Here is a 16,511-nt window from a genome sequence, read left to right as displayed (position 1 = left end):
GCGCTGGGATGACATATAAGGATGGAGCGACGCGACATCCTCCAGGGGGAGACCAATGCCAACCATCACCGATCCACGCCGTTTCCTCGAAGCGCTGTTCACCTCGGCCGTTGCCGCGGCTGATCCGGAGAAAGTGATCGCGGCCAACCTGCCGGCGCGACCGAAGGGGCGGACGGTGGTGGTTGGGGCCGGCAAGGGTGCGGCCCAGATGGCAGCCGCCTTCGAACGCCATTGGGATGGTCCGCTCTCGGGCGTGATCGTCACCCGCTATGGCTATGCTGCCCCATGCGAGACGATCGAGGTGCTGGAAGCGTCGCACCCCCTGCCTGATGAAAACGGTTTACTGGCCTCGAAGCGCTTGCTCGCCGAAGTCGGCGGCCTGACGGCGGACGATCTTGTCGTCGCGCTCGTCTGCGGCGGTGGCTCGGCGCTTTTGCCCTCGCCACCACCCGGCTTGACGCTGGAAGACGAGATCGCCGTCAACCGGGCGTTGCTTGCCTCCGGCGCGCCGATCAGCGCCATGAATGCCGTGCGCAAGCACGTCTCGATGATCAAGGGCGGTCGGCTGGCTGCCGCGGCCTATCCGGCCAAGGTCGTTTCGCTGATCGTTTCCGATATTCCGGGCGACGATCCGGCGCTGGTCGCCTCCGGCCCGACACTGGCGGACGCCAGCACGCGCGAGGATGCGCTGACGCTGATCGAGCGCTACAGTCTGAACCTGCCGGCAAAGGTTATGGCGTGGATCAATAGCCCGGAAAGCGCCGCGCCATCTCCTGATGACCCGCGTTTTGCCCGTAACGAAGTCCGGCTGATCGCATCCGCATCCGTCTCGCTCGAGGCCGCGGCTGCAGAGGCGCGTGCCGCCGGCATCGACGCGATCATTCTTTCCGATGCGATCGAGGGCGAGGCGCGCGACGTTGGCGGTGTGCATGCGGCGATCGCCCGGGAAGTCGTCGGCCGCGGTCGACCGTTCACCAAACCGGTCGTCGTTCTCTCGGGCGGCGAGACGACCGTCACCATCCGCGGCAAGGGCAAGGGCGGACGCAACAGCGAATTCCTGCTGGCGCTGGCGCTCGGCATCGACGGTGCCAAAGGGGTCTCGGCGCTGGCCGCAGACACCGACGGCATCGACGGCTCCGAGGACAACGCCGGCGCTTTCGCCGACGACACCACCATCGCCCGCCTCGCGGCGCAACGGCTGGATGCCGCGACATTCCTGCAGAAGAACGACAGCTGGTCGGCGTTCGATGCGCTCGGCGATCTCTTCAAGCCGGGGCCAACGGGCACCAACGTCAACGACTTCCGCGCCATCCTGGTGCAGTGATATCCGCGCGGCGGGTGTGTAGCCTGCCTGTCGTTATACACTTCACGCGAAGTGGCAACTGACCGAGCCATAAGCGCCGAAATCGGCGACGATCGTGTCGCCGTTCCTGGCTTCGAGCGTGCGGATGAAAGAGCCTGAGAGAACGATCTGGCCGGGCTCGATCGCGTCGCCGCATTGCGCGAGACGATTGGCGAGCCAGGCGATGCCGCGCGCCGGATGGTTGAGCACACCGGCCGCAAGTCCCGTTTCCTCGATCACCGCATTGCGCGAGACGATCGCCCCCATCCAGCGCATGTCGACCGTATCGGGGCGCACGGCGCGGCCGCCGAGGATGAGGCCGCCATTGGCGGCATTGTCGGCGATCGCATCGACGAGGATGCGCGCCTTCTTTGTTTTCGGATCCGTGCGGACGATCCGGCTGTCGAGAATTTCCAGCGCCGGCATGACATAATCCGTGGCGTTCAGGACCTGGACGATGTTGACCCGCGGGCCTTTGAGCCCGGTTTTCATGATGAACGCGATCTCCGCTTCGACCCGTGGCTGGATGAAGCGATCGGCGGGTATGCTTGCGCCGTCGTCGAACAGCATGTTGTCGAAGAGCACGCCGGAATCGGGCGTGTCGATGCCGAGCGCCTGCTGCATGGCATTGGACGTCAGCCCGATCTTCCAGCCGATGATGCGGTGGCCGTCGTCGCGTTTGCGCCGGACCAGAGCCGCCTGGATCGCATAGGCGTCGTCGACCGTCATTTCGGGATGCTTGAGCGACAGGAGCCCGATCTGTTTTCGATCGCGTTCGGCCTGATGCAGGCTTTCGGCGGCCTTGGCGATCTCGGTTGCATTCAGCATGGCGCCCCCCGACTTCAGCGCCCTTAAGGATACACCAAGGTCGGACCCGGCGCGCGCACCGTCTTTGGGCGATCAGATCGGCTGACTTGCCAGCATCAGGCCGAGGCCGATGAGGATCGAACCGCAGGTGCGCGGAACAAGATTGCCGGCGCCACCAACCAGCCGACCGAGCGTGAAGGAGGCGAGGAAGACGGCCGCGATATCGGCGACCGACAGGGCAAGGTTCACCAGCAGGCCGAACATCAGGAACTGCAGCGACATCGGCATCGCCACGGCCGGATCCACGAACTGCGGCAGGAAGGTCACGAAGAACAAGGCGGTCTTGGGATTGAGGACCTCCACCACGATGCTGTCGCGCAGGACGCCGGGTTTCGCAGCCTCGGCGTGGGCGGCATGTTTGCCGACCCCGAGCAGCATGGTCGCGCCGAGCCAGACCAGATAGACGGCGCCGGCAAGCTTGATCGCCCCATAGAGAAGCGGTGCATGGTGAAGCAGGGCGGCAAGCCCGAGCGCCGCGGCGGCGATGTGGATGTAGCAGCCGATATGAATGCCGAGCGCCGCCAGGAGGCCGGCCTTGCGGCCATGCGCCAACGTCTGCGCCGTCATATAGAGAATGGCAGGACCCGGCATGAAGGCGAAAATCGCCGTTGCCAGTGCGAACGAAATCCAATGCTCCAGCGACGGCATGGGGGCTCCTCCCGAAATAGCCGGAACGCCCCCGGGCCGACGTCTTGGCGTCGAACCATCTCGGTGGCGCGATAGAGCGGGAGAACTACGCTTGGTTGTATCCGATTGACATACGGCAGGTGCCGTATTTCGGCGTTGTGGCAGGATCGCCTGTTTTGCCGTGGTTAAGGGAAGGTGACTTCCGGAAAGACCGGCGAGGACTGCGATATCAACCGATCGGCAGGCCGATGCGCAGCGCATAGGCCGCGATCTCTGCCGTGTTGTGCAGACTGAGCTTGCGCATCAGGTTCTCGCGATGCTTGCGGGCCGTGAGCGGGCTGATACCGAGGCGATCGGCGGTCTCGCGCGCGGTCAGCCCCTGGGCGGCGAGAGAGAGGATCTGCATTTCGCGGCGGGTGAGGGGGATGGGGGAGAGCGCCGTATCGGTTGTCGGCGGCGGCTGGTGGCTGCGGGGATCGTCGATGGCGAAACGAACCGATTGGCTGAGATAAATTTCGTTTCGCAGCATTGCGTCGAGTGCTGCATTCAGTTCGGCCGGGTCGCCGGTCTTCGTCAGGTAACCGCTGGCCCCGGCGGCGATCACGGCCCGCACGGTTCGCGGCTCGATGTTTGCGGTCAGCGCCAGGATCTTCATGCGCGGCGCGACCGCCCGGAGTTCGTTGATGAACTGCACGCCGGCAACCCCCGGCATGCCGAGGTCGAGGATCACCAGATCAGGACTGCTGGCGCGAACGATGGTCGTCAGCGTCTCGCCGTCGGCCGCTTCCGCAACCACCGATACGTGGTCCATGGTGGAGAGCAGCAGCTTCAGGCCCTCGCGAACGATGGCGTGATCGTCTGCCACCACGATCGTCAGCAGTTTGCGCATGTAAGCAATCCTTCATCGAAATCGGCAATTCTCCGCGGACATGGCGTTGCATCGAGACAGGAGCGGCAATGGAGACTCGCGAACACCTGCAACCTCTCCTGATAGGCTTATTATTTCGTCAATCTTACGCGGTGCTTTTTGCCAATTTCGCAATTCCACTGCTGGTTGCTTATGTCCTGCGCGATCTTGTGTCGCGGGATCTGCTGTTTTCATGGGGTGCCGCACTCTATCTGCTGACGTTCGCGCGCATTCTTCTCGACTGGCGATATCGGCGTCAGACCGATGAAGGGCGGACGCGGGACTGGCGGCGATGGGCCTGGCGCTTCACGCTGCTTTCGTGGGTTTCCAGCGGTCTCTGGGGCGCGCTTGGCTGGTTTGCCTTCCATCCGGACGAGCCGCAGACGCTTGCCTTCGTCTGCATCGTGATCACAGGCATTGCCAGCGGTGCGGTGCCGTCGCTGTCTGCCTTTCCGCTCGCCTATGCCGGCTCGCTGGTTGCGATCCTCCTGCCCTTCGCGATCCGCTGCTTCCTCGGCGAAGGGCCGATCTACGACACCTATCTGATTTTCACCATCTGCCTCTTCGGCGTCGACCTCTACTACAGCCGCGTCACCCACAGGACGCTTGCCGAAACGGTGCGGCTGCGTTTCGAGAATCTGTCGCTGATCACCAGCCTTGAGGCAGAGCGCGACAAGGCGCAGAGCGCCGATCGCTCCAAGTCGCGGTTCCTCGCTGCCGCAAGCCACGACCTGCGTCAGCCGATCCACGCCCTCAGCCTTTTCACCTCGACGCTCGCAGCACTCGGTCGCAACGGTGACGTTCCGGCCAAGAACGCCCGCGACCTCGCCGATCGCGCGCGCTCGGTTATCGGCAATCTCGGCGGTCTGCTCGACGCGTTGCTCGACATTTCCAAGCTTGACGCGGGAATCGTGACCGTCGCGCGAGAACCGGTGTCCCTACGGCGACTGTTCCACGACCTCAAGGCGGAGTTCTCCGGCATTGCGAAGGACCAGGGCCTCGGATGGCGCGTGGTGATGACGGATGTCTGGGTCGATACCGACCCGATGATGCTGAAGCGTGTCCTCGACAACCTCATTTCCAATGCGTTCCGTTACACACGGACCGGCAAGGTGCTGATCGGTTGCCGACGCCGCGGTGCGGCGGTGGAGGTGCAGGTCTGGGACACCGGTGTCGGCATCCCCGATTCAGAGCAGGAAGCGATCTTCGAGGAGTTCGTGCAACTGCAAAATCCTGCACGCAACCGGGCGCAGGGGCTCGGGCTCGGCCTTGCCATCGTGCAGCGTACCGCCGCTCTGCTCGGCCACCCGATCAAGGTAGTCTCGACGGAGGGTCGCGGTTCGATGTTTTCCATCACTTTGCCGGTGGTCGCGCCGCCTTCGCTGGCAAAGCCCGGACGCGCCCATCCGACCGCTGCGACGCAGCAAGGGGGTATCGTCGTCATCGACGACGAGCGCGACGCGCTGGATGCGACGGCGCTGTTGCTCCGCACGCTCGGCTATGCGGTCTATGCCGGGCGTTCGGCTGCCACGGCCCGAAAGGAGCTGGCGAAGGCTGCGCGCCTGGGAGAGGCGCCGGTCGATCTTGTCATCACCGATTACCGTCTCGAGGCCGGCAAGACCGGGATCGATGCGATCCGGGAGATCAGGGCCCATCTCGGGCGGGAGGTGCCGGCGCTGATCCTTTCCGGCGATACGTCGCCGACACGGCTGAAGGAAGTGACCGCAAGCGGCCACCGTCTTCTCCACAAGCCGCTCGATGCGGTGCGGTTGGAGGAGGAGATCGAAGCGCTCCTCGCCGAGCGGGCTGAAGACGCGGCACGCGAGATCCGCACTGTTACTCGATGAAGACGCGCACGCTGGCGGCGCGGCCGACGGAATCGATCACCGTCAGCGTCGAATAGCCGGCACCATCCGGTTGCCACTGCGTGACCCGCCGGCGGGTGAGCTCCGGCAGAGGCTTGCCATTGGCAAGCCAGCGGAACGGCGCGCGTCCGCCCTGGAGCTTGAGTGTCAGCGGCGAAAGCGCCTGATGGTTCGCACTGAGCTCGACGCGTGCGCCCTCGGGCGGAAACACGATCTGCGGTGCCGGCTCGCGGGCCGAAGCGTTGACGAGGCCGCTTGCCGTCAGCGAGAAGCGGCGCTGGCTGATCGGCAGTTCGGCTTGAGAAATGCGGATCGCGCCGGCCGGCGCATCGGGCAGCGGCGTGATGCCGAAGCCGGATTTGGCGAAGCCTTCGAAGAGAATGGGGGCGGCGCTGCCATAGCCGGTGAGGCCGGGAACCGCCCCATTGTCGGGCCGTCCGACCCAGACCCCGAGCACATGGCGGCCGTCATAGCCGACCGACCAGGCATCACGGTAGCCATAGCTGGTGCCGGTCTTATAGGCGATGCCGCGCTGGCGACTGCCAGCGGGCGGCAACACGCCGGAGAGCGCGTCGGAGACATTCCAGACGGCGACCGGCGAAAGCACCGGTTCCGCTTCGATCAGGCCCGCCTTGCCCTCAACGCCGTCGCCGAGCCGGAGGGGGAAGCCGCGATTGGCAAGCGCCGCATAGAGCTGCACGAGATCGCGCAGGGAAAGTCCGACGCCGCCAAGACCGATCGCAAGGCCGGGTGCTTCGCCGGCAGGAAGTGCCGGCTTCACCTCGCCGCGGCGAAAGCGCATCATCAGCTCGGCCGGGCCGACCGCGTCGAGCAGGCGGATCGCCGGAACGTTCAGAGACAATTGCAGCGCCTCGCGCACGCTGACATCGCCCTGGTAGCTCATGTCGAAGTTGCGTGGGCGGTAGCCGAAGAAGTCCGCCGGCCGGTCCTCGATGATCGTCTCCTGGCTGACGAGCCCTTCTTCGAAGGCAAGGCCATAGATGAAGGGCTTGAGGGTAGAGCCCGGTGAACGCGTGATGCGCGTCATGTCGATCCAGCCGGAGCGGCTCGCATCGAAATAGTCGGCCGATCCGACCGAAGCGACGATCTCTCCGGTCTTCGCATCGGCCATCACCATGGCGACCGAAACCTTCGGTCCGAGCTTGGCTGCCCCTTCCTTTGCCACGGCTTCGAGGTTGCGCTGGACGGCAAGGCGCAAGCTCGTCTCATGCCGAACCGCCTTCGGATCTTTGCGCAACGCCCGTTCGGCGAGGTGCGCGGCATAGGCCGGGAGTTGCAGCCGGCGCGACGGAACGGACGTGGCGATCGCGCGTTCCGCTTCGCCGTCGCCAATCACGTCAGCAACGGCGAGACGCGTCAGCACCCGTTCGCGGGCGGCGACAGCGGCGGCATGGTTGCGGTCCGGGCGGCGCTTCTCCGGCAATTGCGGTAGTGCCACGAGCAGGGCCGCTTCGCCGGCCGTCAGCCGTTTCGGCTCCTTGCCGAGCCAGGAGAGGCTCGCGGCGCGCACGCCCTCGATATTGCCGCCATAAGGCGCATGGGTGAGATAGAGATTGAGGATCTGGTCCTTCGATAGCCGTCGCTCGATCTGGATCGCGCGTGCGATTTGCAACAGCTTGGCGGTTATCGAGCGCTGCTGCCGCGGCTCGATCAGCCGGGCGACCTGCATGGAAAGCGTCGAGGCGCCCGAGACGATCCGGCCATTGCTGACGAATTGAAGCGCGGCGCGGCCAAGCGCCAGGATATCGACGCCGGAATGCTCCTCAAAACGCTGGTCTTCGTAGGCGATCAGCATCTTCAGGAACTGCGGATCGACATCGTCGACCGTGGTCTTCAGTCGCCAGAGGCCATCCGGCGTTGCGAAGGCGCGCAAGAGCTGTCCGTTGGCGTCGTCCACCTCGCGCGAGACGACGTCCGCCTCCGCAAGCGGCGGCGGGAAGGCCTCGTCAGCCTTTTCGATCGCAAAGCCCGTCAGCCCCGTCACCAGCAGGCAGACGGGCAAGGCGATCAGCAGTTTGCGCCCAATCGACATGATCTTGCCTATTGCGCGGCCAGCACCTCCATGCGCCCGGTCGCGGTGCGGGCCGAAAGCTGCGGCCGGTACATGTCCTCGACAGTTGCGGCCGGATGGTCATAGGTGCCCGGCGTTACCGCGCGCACGACATAGGCCAGCGTGACCTCGCGGCCGGCGCCGATGCTGCGGTCGAGTGCTGCGACGAAGCGGTCGTTACGGAACTCCGTATGGGTCGCGGTGATTTCGCCGAGCCACTCGAAATTGCTGAGCTGGGCACTGTCGACGAGGCTCGGATTGTCGATCTGGAAACCGGCCGGCAGCAGGTCGGTGACCAGCACGCGCGACGGCCAGTCGTTGGCCTCCGTGACTTTCAGCACGACGACGTAGCGTTCGTTCTGCCGCGCTTCCATGACGTTCGCCTCGGCTCCGTCGAGCGTGTAGTAGGTGCGCTCGATGGTGAAGCCGTCGCCGCCGGCCGAAAGCGGCTGGGCGGGGGCGGCGACCGTGGTGACCACGGCCGAAACCGGATCGGCACCCTGGTTGCGGATCACCACCGGGTGGGTGATGAGCGCGTCGCCGGTCATCTGGGCGGCATAGCTGCCGGACTTCGATGCGCCGTTGACGTCGAGCGCCATGTCCTCGTCGCCATTCTGGATGGCGCGGGCGGCAAGCAGCATCCAGGCCTGTTCCTGGGTGCTGGTATAGGTCTTCTGTTCCCATTCGCGGGCGACCATTTTTGATAGCTCTGGAACGATCGGCGGGACCGGTCGGCTTTCGGCCGCAAGCGCCAGCACCGCCGCGCCGTCACGCAGCGACGAGCCGTAGTCGGAGCGCGACAGGCTGACATTGACGAGGCCCGTCGACATGTTCGCCGCGTTGGCAAACGTGTCCTGCGCCCCTTGAGCATCGCCATACAGCGAAAGCGCTGCGGCGATATGAGCCTTGGCGAGCGGCGTCGGGAAATCGTTGATCAGCGTGTTTGCGTAATAACGCAGGTCGTTGATCGCCGCCTTGCGATTGCGGGCAAGCACGTAGAGCGCATAGGCGATCTCGTTGCCGCGATCCTTGGCGTTGGTGTCGTAGCTGACGCCGTTCTGCAGGTTTTCCAGCGCCTGAACCATTGCGGCCTCGGGCACGTCATATTTCTGCTCGCGGGCGCGGGTCAGGAAGTCGGTGACATAGGCGTCGAGCCAGAGGTCGCCGTAGCCCGGCCCCCAAAGCCCGAAGCTGCCCGACGAGGACTGGTTGGAGAGCACGCGGTAGATCGCCTCCTGCACCCGTTTCGTCACGCCCTCGTCATCGGCAAGGCCGGACTGCTTGGCGAGTTCGCTCAGGTAGAGCAGCGGCAGCGCGCGGCTGGTCGTTTGCTCCGTGCAGCCATAGGGATAGCGATCGAGGGTCATCAGCAGTGCCGGCATATCGAAGGCGGCAGAGCGGGTGACGCTGAGGTTGACGGAAGCGCCCTGCAGGATGCTGTCGGCGAGCAACTGCCCGTCGACCGTCAGGCTGCTTCCTGGCGCGATCGAAACCACTTGTCGCTGTGTCACCGGCAGGGTTGCCGGACGCACGAGCAGGTCGAGCGACTGCTCGAGCGAAAGGCCGTTGGCGCCGGTCAGCGCCACGGTGACGACGCCGTTGCCGGGATATTGCCCGACGACCGGCAAGGTGATGGAGGAGCGACCGCCCTGGTCCAGGGTGACCGTGCTGCCCGTCCCCGGTTGCTCGACCGTGGCTTGGCCACTGGTCGTCACATGGATCTGGTAATCGCCGGCCGGTGCGTCGGTATTGGCGATATCGAGCCTCAGGTCTGACCGGTCTCCGGGCGCCAGGAACCGCGGCAGGCTGGCGGTAACGACGACGGGGTCGCGGATCACCACGTCGCGCGTGGCGTGGCCGACACCGGATTTCGTCCAGGCAACGGCCATCAGTCGCGCCGTTCCGTTGAACTGCGGGATGTCGAAGCTGACGGTTGCCTTGCCGTCGCCGTCGAGCTGTACCGGTCCTTCGAAGAAGGCGACCAGCTTTTCCGTGGGCGGGCTGCCCTGAAGCGCGACCTGGCCGCCATCGCCGCCGGTGCGCAGTTTTCCGGTCGCGCCGAGCGAGCCGTCGATCAGGCGACCGTAAAGGTCGCGGATTTCAAGGCCGAGCTGTCTCTGGCCGAAATACCAGGCTTCCGGGTTCGGCGGCTCGTAGCGGGTGAGATTGAGAATGCCGACATCGACGGCGGCGATCGTCACATAGGCTTCCTCATTGGCACCGGCACCGGCGACCTGGAGGCTGATGTCGAGCGGCTGGCGCGGCTCCATCTTTTCGGGCGCGTTAAGCGTGACGGCGAGCTTGCGCTCGGCCGGATCGACGGTGAGCCATTTGATGCCGATGGCGCGCATCGGCATGCGGCTTTCCTGGGCATCGCCCGGCCGGTAGAGCGTGGCGGTGACATAGGCGCCGGCGCCCCAGGCGTCGGTGACCGGCAATTCGACTTCGCCGCCTTCAGCCGCAATCGATACCGTCTCGGTCGTGATCAGGTTCTCTGTGCCGACGGTGACCAGCAGTTCGCCGGCAAAACGCGGCGAGACCTTCAGCTTGGCCGTGTCGCCGACCGCATATTTTTTCTTGTCGAGCGCGATTTCCAGGCCGTCAGGCGTTTCCGTCGAGGTGGCGGCGACATACCAGCCGGCGTCGAATTCCACGCTCGAAGTCGGGCCATCGACCGCGGCCGTCTCGACTTCCAGGCGATAGCGCCCCCAGCCGACGGGCACGGAGATATCGCCGCCGTCTTCCGTCAGGTCGACGCTGCCGTTGGCCACCTGTTTGGTGGTAACGACGGGCTCGTATTTCCAGGCGCTGCCGTCGCGATACCAGTGATAGTTCCGTTCGACGCTGATCAGCTTCCAGAGGAGCCCCTGCATGGCGACCTTGCTGCCGGCCGGATCGACGGCGATGACGCGGAACTTGCCGACGGAGTTTTCGGCGAGCTCACCCTCGAATTCCGGCTTGATGCCGAGCATCGGGCCCTCGGCGCGCACCGGCAGTTTCAGCGAGCGCTCGACGGCGCGGCCGCCGGCTTCACGCATGCGAACGGTCACGGTGGCATTTAGCAGCTGCGTGGTCGAGGGCACTTCGTCGATGAGGACGTCGAAGCTGGATTTGCCTTCCTCGTCGAGCGACGAAAGCTCTTCGAGCGGCAGGCGCGTGTCTTCGCTCGCCTCTTCGTCGGCAAGACCGAAGGAATAGCCCTTGAAGGCGGCGTTTTCGCGCGTCGGCTTGATCGTCACTTCGCCTTCAAGTTCGAGGCCGGCAGCCGGTGCGCCATAGAGATAGCGCCCGTCGACTGCCACGCTTGCCGTCTCACCGACGGCGATTTCCTTGGCGTCGCTGGTGAGATCGAATTCGGTGCGATCCGGCACGAAGTCATCGATCAGGAACTGCTTCTCGCCGATCGCAGGCGACTTCGGGTCAGTGAAGATCTGCATCGTCCAGGTGCCGCGCATGGCGTTTGCCTGGGTGTCGAGGTCGAGCGTATGGCCGCCGAGCTTGCCGCCGGCACTGGTCATGCGGCGATATTCGACACCATCCGGGCGGAGGAAGACGAAGGTCAGCGGCAGGTTCTCGATCGCCATGCCGTCAACGTCACGGGCAAGCGCTGCCGCATGCACGGTTTCGCCGGCACGATAGATGCCGCGCTCGGTCCAGGCGAGAATGTCGATGGCGCCAGGAGCCGCGCGCCCGGTGACGCCACGATCCGAAAGGTCGAAGCCGGCGCGGCTCATGTCGAGGAAGACATAGTCGTCCTCGCCCTTCTTGGCGGTGATGACGGCGGGCGTGAGCCCGGCCGTGCCGCGGATCAGGCCAGCTGTGAAGGTCACGCGGCCGTCATCATCGCTCACCGCCGTGCCGAGGATCTCGTTGTTTTTGGCGACGAGCTGCAGTTCGACGCCTTCGATCGGCTCGGCAGTCGCAAGCGAGCGCACGAAGACGTTCAGCCCGTCTGTGCCGGCATAGGTGGAGATGCCGATATCGGAAACGACGAACCATTGCGTCGCGCGCGCATCCCATTCCTGGCTGATACCGGTGGTCGGTGCGGCGGTGAGGACGTAGACGCCGGGCTTGCGTTGAGGCAGTGCCTCGTCGACCGGGAAGCTTGTGACGACCTCTTTGTTGACGTCGCGCTCGATGTCGATCGAGCCCTGCCAGACGAGTTCGCCGATCTCATCCTCGATGCGCTGGGCGCTGTAGCCGTCGAGCTGGGTCAGGAACTGCGAGCTCTGCAGCACCTGGGCGATGCTGCGATCGCCGACGCGGTAGAGTTTCAGCTTGGCGCTGTCGGTGTTGACGGAAACGAGCGGGATGCCGCGGCGCGCGGTCGACGGCAGCACGAAGCTGTCGCCGGTGAAGCGCACCATTTGGGCGCGGTCCGCGACATAGATATCGAGGGTGACGGGCGCTTCGAGCATTTCGTCGACGGTGGACGGCAGGCCGGCGCGAAGGGTCAGCTTGTAGCGCTCGCCATGCGATAGGCCTTCGATGCAGATCTGGTCGCCCTTCGCCTCAAGCGCCTTTGGCGCAGCACCATTGACGGTGACGAAGGAGGCATAGTCGGCGCCGCTCTTCAAAAGCTGCTCGGAGAACTGCACGCAGGCGCGCGGCGTCGCAGCGTCGGAATCGATCGTATGTTCGACGACGCGGAACCCCTTGCGCTGCTTAAGGTCGAGATAGGCTGCCTCGACCGATTTTGCCTTCACCAGTTCCAGGCTCGCCTTGTAGGCGTTCAGTGCGGCGCGGAAATTCTCGGCGCCTTCCAGCGATTTGGCCATGACGGCAAGCGCATGCGCCCGGCTCTCGGTGGTGCGGGTCAGCTCGTAGCCGTTGATCGCGGCGATCGCCGCCTGGATCGATACGCTTGAATTGTTGGTGATGCGGTTCGCGGTTCGCGCCGCCTCCAGCCAGAGTTCGGCGTCATCAGGATTGATCGCCAACGCGCCCTGGAAGGCCTTCAGCGCATTTTCGATATTGCCCATGCCGGCCTGGCCGCGTGCCATGTCGATGAGCGTATTGACGCCCATGCCCTGCTGATCGTCGGCAAGGGTAAGATTGGCCTTGGTGTTGCGGGCGTCCTGCAGCAACTGATCCGACAGGAATTTCAGGCGCGGCGGCGCCCCGATGTCGGCTTGTGTGACCTGCGGCTGCACGACCTTGCCGGCGATGGCGCCGGGGAAGGTGTTGAGCTGGTTATAGTCGGACTTGAGGAAGCACCACTTCACCTTGGGATTGTAGGTGAAGGCGCGGCAGGCCTGGTCCGCGATGCATGTCTGCTGGCATTCGTCGAGCGAGACGTTCTGTTCGGTCCTGAGGTCGAAACCGAAATAATCGCCGTCCTGAGTGATCTCGATCTGCCGTCCACTCTCCTGGGCAACGGCGGGGATGCCGGCGGTCAAAAGCGACAGGAAGAGGGTGGAAAGGCCGAAAAACGCGCGCACAGACATCAAGTCCTCCCAACGCTGCCGGTCTCGATAGAGGCTTCACTTTTCAGGCTTCCGCCCCGCTTGTCAACCGGAGAGCAGTCGACGTGCGGCGCAATTTCAGCGGGAGCACTGCTGTGAAGGATCGAACATCGATCCGGAATGAAACACGATAAAACGATATGTAAATCAAACTATTATGACGGTCGGCCAAAGCCGCGGGAGAAACCGCGCCGCTAGCCTCGTTGTTCTCTCAGGAAGACGGTCAGCGAGCGACCGGCATCGAGGATATGATCGCGCGTCAAGGCGCTGGCCCGCTCGGCGTCGCGCGCCACACAGGCATCCAGGATCGCCTTGTGTTCGCGGCGCGCGCGCGCAACGCCCGAGGTTAGCGTCAGCTGCGCCCGCAGGTAACGGTCGATGCGATCGAGAGAGGCGCGAACGATCTGTAGGTAATAGGGGCGACGTGCTGCCTCGTAGAGGCTGTAGTGGAAGTTGCGGTTGATTTCGCCCCAGCGGTCGGAATTTTCCTCCTGCTCGAATTCCTCGCAATGCTGGCGTGCAAGGTCCAGCGTACGGCGGTCGAGACTGGGTACGGCAAGCCGAATGACCTCCGCCTCGATCAGTGCGCGGAACTCGAAAATCTCCTCGATTTCCTCAATCGAGAGGCCGGCGACAACGGCGCCCTTATAGCGCTCGGTGGTAATCAGCCCATGCTGCTCCAGCCGTGAAAGCGCCTCGCGCACCGGAATGCGGCTGGTGTTGAACATCTGGGCGATGTGGTCCTGGCGCAGGTTCTCGCCTTCGGCGAGGTCGCCTTCGATGATCGCCTTGCGCAAGGCCTCATAGACGATATCGGCCGCTGAGGCGGCTTGCCTGACATCGACGGCGTCGAGTTTCATCCTGTTCAAACCCCGCTGGCCAAGCCCCTCGGCACGGCGAATTCGGAAGCGTTTTCGCGCTGTTGGTCAACGGTCATAGGTCCAATCCGGGCGCCGGGCAACAGAGCTTTGGAAAGTAGGCGCGACGATCTCGTCGCCGGAACCGGAAATCGTCTGACGGAGGAAAGGTCTCTGATGAAGCGGAGCGGCAGAGCGTGATATGGTCGAGCTGCGAAGCCAGCCTTGTCTTGGAAACCTCTCGTGGTGTTACCAATGCCGCTCGTTTACAGGCCCGCTCGAGCCGACGAATTGGCTGCGACCGATGCACTGGTCGTCTCAAGCATCAACGATCTTACCATTCGGCACGGCTTCGGCCCGATGGCGGCGACAAGCCCTCCCAATTTTCAGCTTTTTTGCCTTAGGGACGATCCGGACGGCCTCTGGGTGGCCGAAGAGGGCGGGGGCATCGTCGGATGCGCCTGGAGTTGGACTTGCGGGGATCTCTGGTTTCTCGCCCAGTTGTTCGTCGATCCCGCTCAACAGGGCCGGGGCATCGGAAATTCGCTGCTGGAACGAACTCTGGAACATTCGCGCAAGTCAGGCGCAGCCCACAAGGCGCTGATCACCTTCACCTTCAATCGGGTGTCGCAGGGGCTCTACATGCGGCACGGCTTCTTTCCGCGCACGCCGATCTATTTTTTCGATGCCAGGCGAGAGGCAATGCGGATGTTGCCGGAGACGGTCCTGCGCGCCGTGCCGATCGAACCCGATGCAGCGACCATGGAGACGCTGGCGACGGTCGATCGCTGCGCCATCGGCGTATCGCGGGACAAGCATCATCGCTACCTGCTTGGCGATCTGGCAACCCGAGGGTTTCTGTTTTACGCCGGCAGCGATCCTGCCGGATACGGCTATATCGGCGCCAACGGGCACATCGGCCCACTCGCCGTCCTGTGGCCCGACCATGTTCAAGATGCCTTCGCGGCCGCGTTGCGATTGGCCGCCGCGGGCACGTCTGAGAGGATTTGGGCCTTCTTGCCCGGGGCATGCGACGGCGCTTTGAGCCTTGCGGTCAATCAGGGGATGCGGATCACGTTTCCAATGCTGCTGATGGCGTCTCCCGGTTATGGCGACTGGACGCGCTATCTGCCCCGCAATCCGGGGTTCATGTGAGCTCTTGAGGTGTGCTCGAGGCGCTTCCATGTCGCTGATCGAACTCAAAGCGCAGCTATTTCGACGTCGCTGCCGACAAGCCGGTCGGCGGACTGTCACGGCGTACGTTTGCAGGCCTCTCTGGCCGGATTTGGATTATGAGTATTTTCAGATTGTATATTGGATCCAATTTTTCTAATAGTCGTTTCGTCGACGGGCGACGCCATCGCGTCACCCGGTGAAATGGGGGAGCGGCCGCAAGTGAAGGGCGCGCCCGGGTGGCGTCCGTCCACCGTCACGGAAGGAGAAAGCGCATGCGCAGCAACAAGGTCGTTCATATCGTTTCCTGCCACGCGGAAGGGGAAGTCGGCGACGTCATCGTCGGCGGTGTCGCGCCGCCGCCTGGAAACACGCTCTGGGAACAGCGCCGCTTCATCGCCGAAGACCAGACGCTGCGCAATTTCGTGCTCAACGAGCCGCGCGGTGGCGTCTTCCGCCACATCAATCTGCTTGTGCCGCCGAAGGACCCGCGCGCGACCATGGGCTTCATCATCATGGAGCCCGAAGATACGCCGCCGATGTCCGGTTCGAATTCGATCTGCGTCTCCACCGTTCTGCTCGACAGCGGCATCGTACCGATGCAGGAGCCGGAAACGCGCATGGTGCTGGAAGCGCCCGGTGGACTGGTCAACGTCGTTGCCGAGTGCCGCAACGGCAAGGCCGAGCGCATCACCGTCACCAACGTGCCGTCCTTTGCCGACAAGCTCGACGCCAAGCTTGAAGTCGAGGGTCTGGGCACGTTGACGGTCGATACCGCCTATGGCGGCGACAGCTTCGTCATCACCGACGCTCGCGCTCTTGGTTTCTCGGTGACGCCAGACGAGGCGCGCGAGCTTGCCGAAACCGGTATCAAGATCACCCGCGCGGCCAACGAACAGCTCGGCTTCACCCATCCGGAAAATCCGGAATGGGATCATATCTCCTTCTGCCAGCTGACGATGCCGGTCGAAGAAAAGGACGGCATTCTGCATGGCCGCAACACGGTGGTCATCCAGCCGGCCAAGCTCGACCGCTCGCCGACAGGCACCGGCTGCTCGGCGCGCATGGCGGTGCTGCACGCGCGTGGGCTGATGAAGGTCGGCCAGCGCTTCAGCGGCCACTCCATCATCGACTCGACCTTCAATTGCCGCATCGTCGGCGAAACGACGGTCGGCGGACGCCCAGCGATCGTGCCTGAGATCTCCGGACGTGCCTGGATCACCGGCACGCACCAGGTGATGCTCGACCCGGCCGATCCGTGGCCAGCCGGCTACCGCCTTGCCGACACCTGGCCGCGCAAGCAGTAAGGTCTGCCTTTGCGGGCCGCCTCGTTGCGG

Annotated in this window: 10 protein-coding genes; 4 read left to right on the top strand and 6 right to left on the bottom strand. The window is 64.3% G+C overall.

From position 1 onward, the window contains the following. The first annotated feature begins 55 nt into the window (after positions 1-55). On the top strand, positions 56-1,324 hold the full coding sequence (locus IB263_RS26395) for a glycerate kinase (RefSeq protein ID WP_034799388.1): 1,269 nt from the start codon (positions 56-58) through the stop codon (positions 1,322-1,324). A 42-nt stretch (positions 1,325-1,366) separates the two neighbouring features. On the opposite strand, the gene hpaH is transcribed toward IB263_RS26395, so the two are convergent. The 3 genes from hpaH to IB263_RS26380 form a co-directional block, all read right to left on the bottom strand. After that, on the bottom strand, positions 1,367-2,170 hold the full coding sequence (hpaH, locus tag IB263_RS26390; RefSeq protein ID WP_034799390.1) for a 2-oxo-hept-4-ene-1,7-dioate hydratase: 804 nt from the start codon (positions 2,168-2,170) through the stop codon (positions 1,367-1,369). Between the two features lie 72 nt (positions 2,171-2,242). Beyond that, positions 2,243-2,857 carry a LysE family translocator gene (locus IB263_RS26385; RefSeq protein WP_060586168.1) on the bottom strand — a complete coding sequence of 205 codons (615 nt, stop codon included), beginning with the start codon at positions 2,855-2,857 and terminating at the stop codon, positions 2,243-2,245. Between the two features lie 208 nt (positions 2,858-3,065). Next, positions 3,066-3,725, bottom strand: coding sequence for a response regulator transcription factor (locus IB263_RS26380; protein WP_034799397.1), 660 nt, complete (start codon positions 3,723-3,725; stop codon positions 3,066-3,068). 68 nt (positions 3,726-3,793) lie between these two features. Here IB263_RS26380 and IB263_RS26375 point away from each other — a divergent pair, with 68 nt between their 5' ends. After that, positions 3,794-5,590: an ATP-binding protein gene (locus IB263_RS26375; RefSeq protein ID WP_060586170.1), complete on the top strand. Its 1,797-nt coding sequence runs from the start codon at positions 3,794-3,796 to the stop codon at positions 5,588-5,590. On the opposite strand, the gene pbpC is transcribed toward IB263_RS26375, so the two are convergent. The 3 genes from pbpC to IB263_RS26360 all read right to left on the bottom strand — a co-directional run bounded on the left by pbpC (position 5,580) and on the right by IB263_RS26360 (position 14,004). Beyond that, entirely contained in the window at positions 5,580-7,661 is a 2,082-nt protein-coding gene (gene pbpC / locus IB263_RS26370; protein WP_060586173.1) for a penicillin-binding protein 1C, read from the bottom strand. The genes IB263_RS26375 and pbpC overlap by 11 nt on opposite strands. An 8-nt stretch (positions 7,662-7,669) precedes the next feature. Then, entirely contained in the window at positions 7,670-13,120 is a 5,451-nt protein-coding gene (locus IB263_RS26365; protein WP_060601568.1) for an alpha-2-macroglobulin family protein, read from the bottom strand. A gap of 218 nt (positions 13,121-13,338) precedes the next feature. Beyond that, positions 13,339-14,004, bottom strand: a complete 666-nt coding sequence (locus IB263_RS26360) for a GntR family transcriptional regulator (RefSeq protein WP_051659493.1) — start codon at positions 14,002-14,004, stop codon at positions 13,339-13,341. Positions 14,005-14,256: 252 nt separating this feature from the next. Here IB263_RS26360 and IB263_RS26355 point away from each other — a divergent pair, with 252 nt between their 5' ends. Then, on the top strand, positions 14,257-15,156 hold the full coding sequence (locus tag IB263_RS26355) for a GNAT family N-acetyltransferase (protein WP_060601477.1): 900 nt from the start codon (positions 14,257-14,259) through the stop codon (positions 15,154-15,156). 293 nt (positions 15,157-15,449) lie between these two features. Then, on the top strand, positions 15,450-16,481 hold the full coding sequence (locus IB263_RS26350) for a proline racemase family protein (RefSeq protein ID WP_060586175.1): 1,032 nt from the start codon (positions 15,450-15,452) through the stop codon (positions 16,479-16,481). Positions 16,482-16,511 lie beyond the last annotated feature (30 nt).

This window comes from Ensifer sp. ENS03, from assembly GCF_014852035.1.
GTDB lineage: Bacteria > Pseudomonadota > Alphaproteobacteria > Rhizobiales > Rhizobiaceae > Ensifer > Ensifer adhaerens.
Note: the sequence above shows the minus strand (reverse complement) of the source record. Positions and strands in the feature narration are given on the sequence as shown.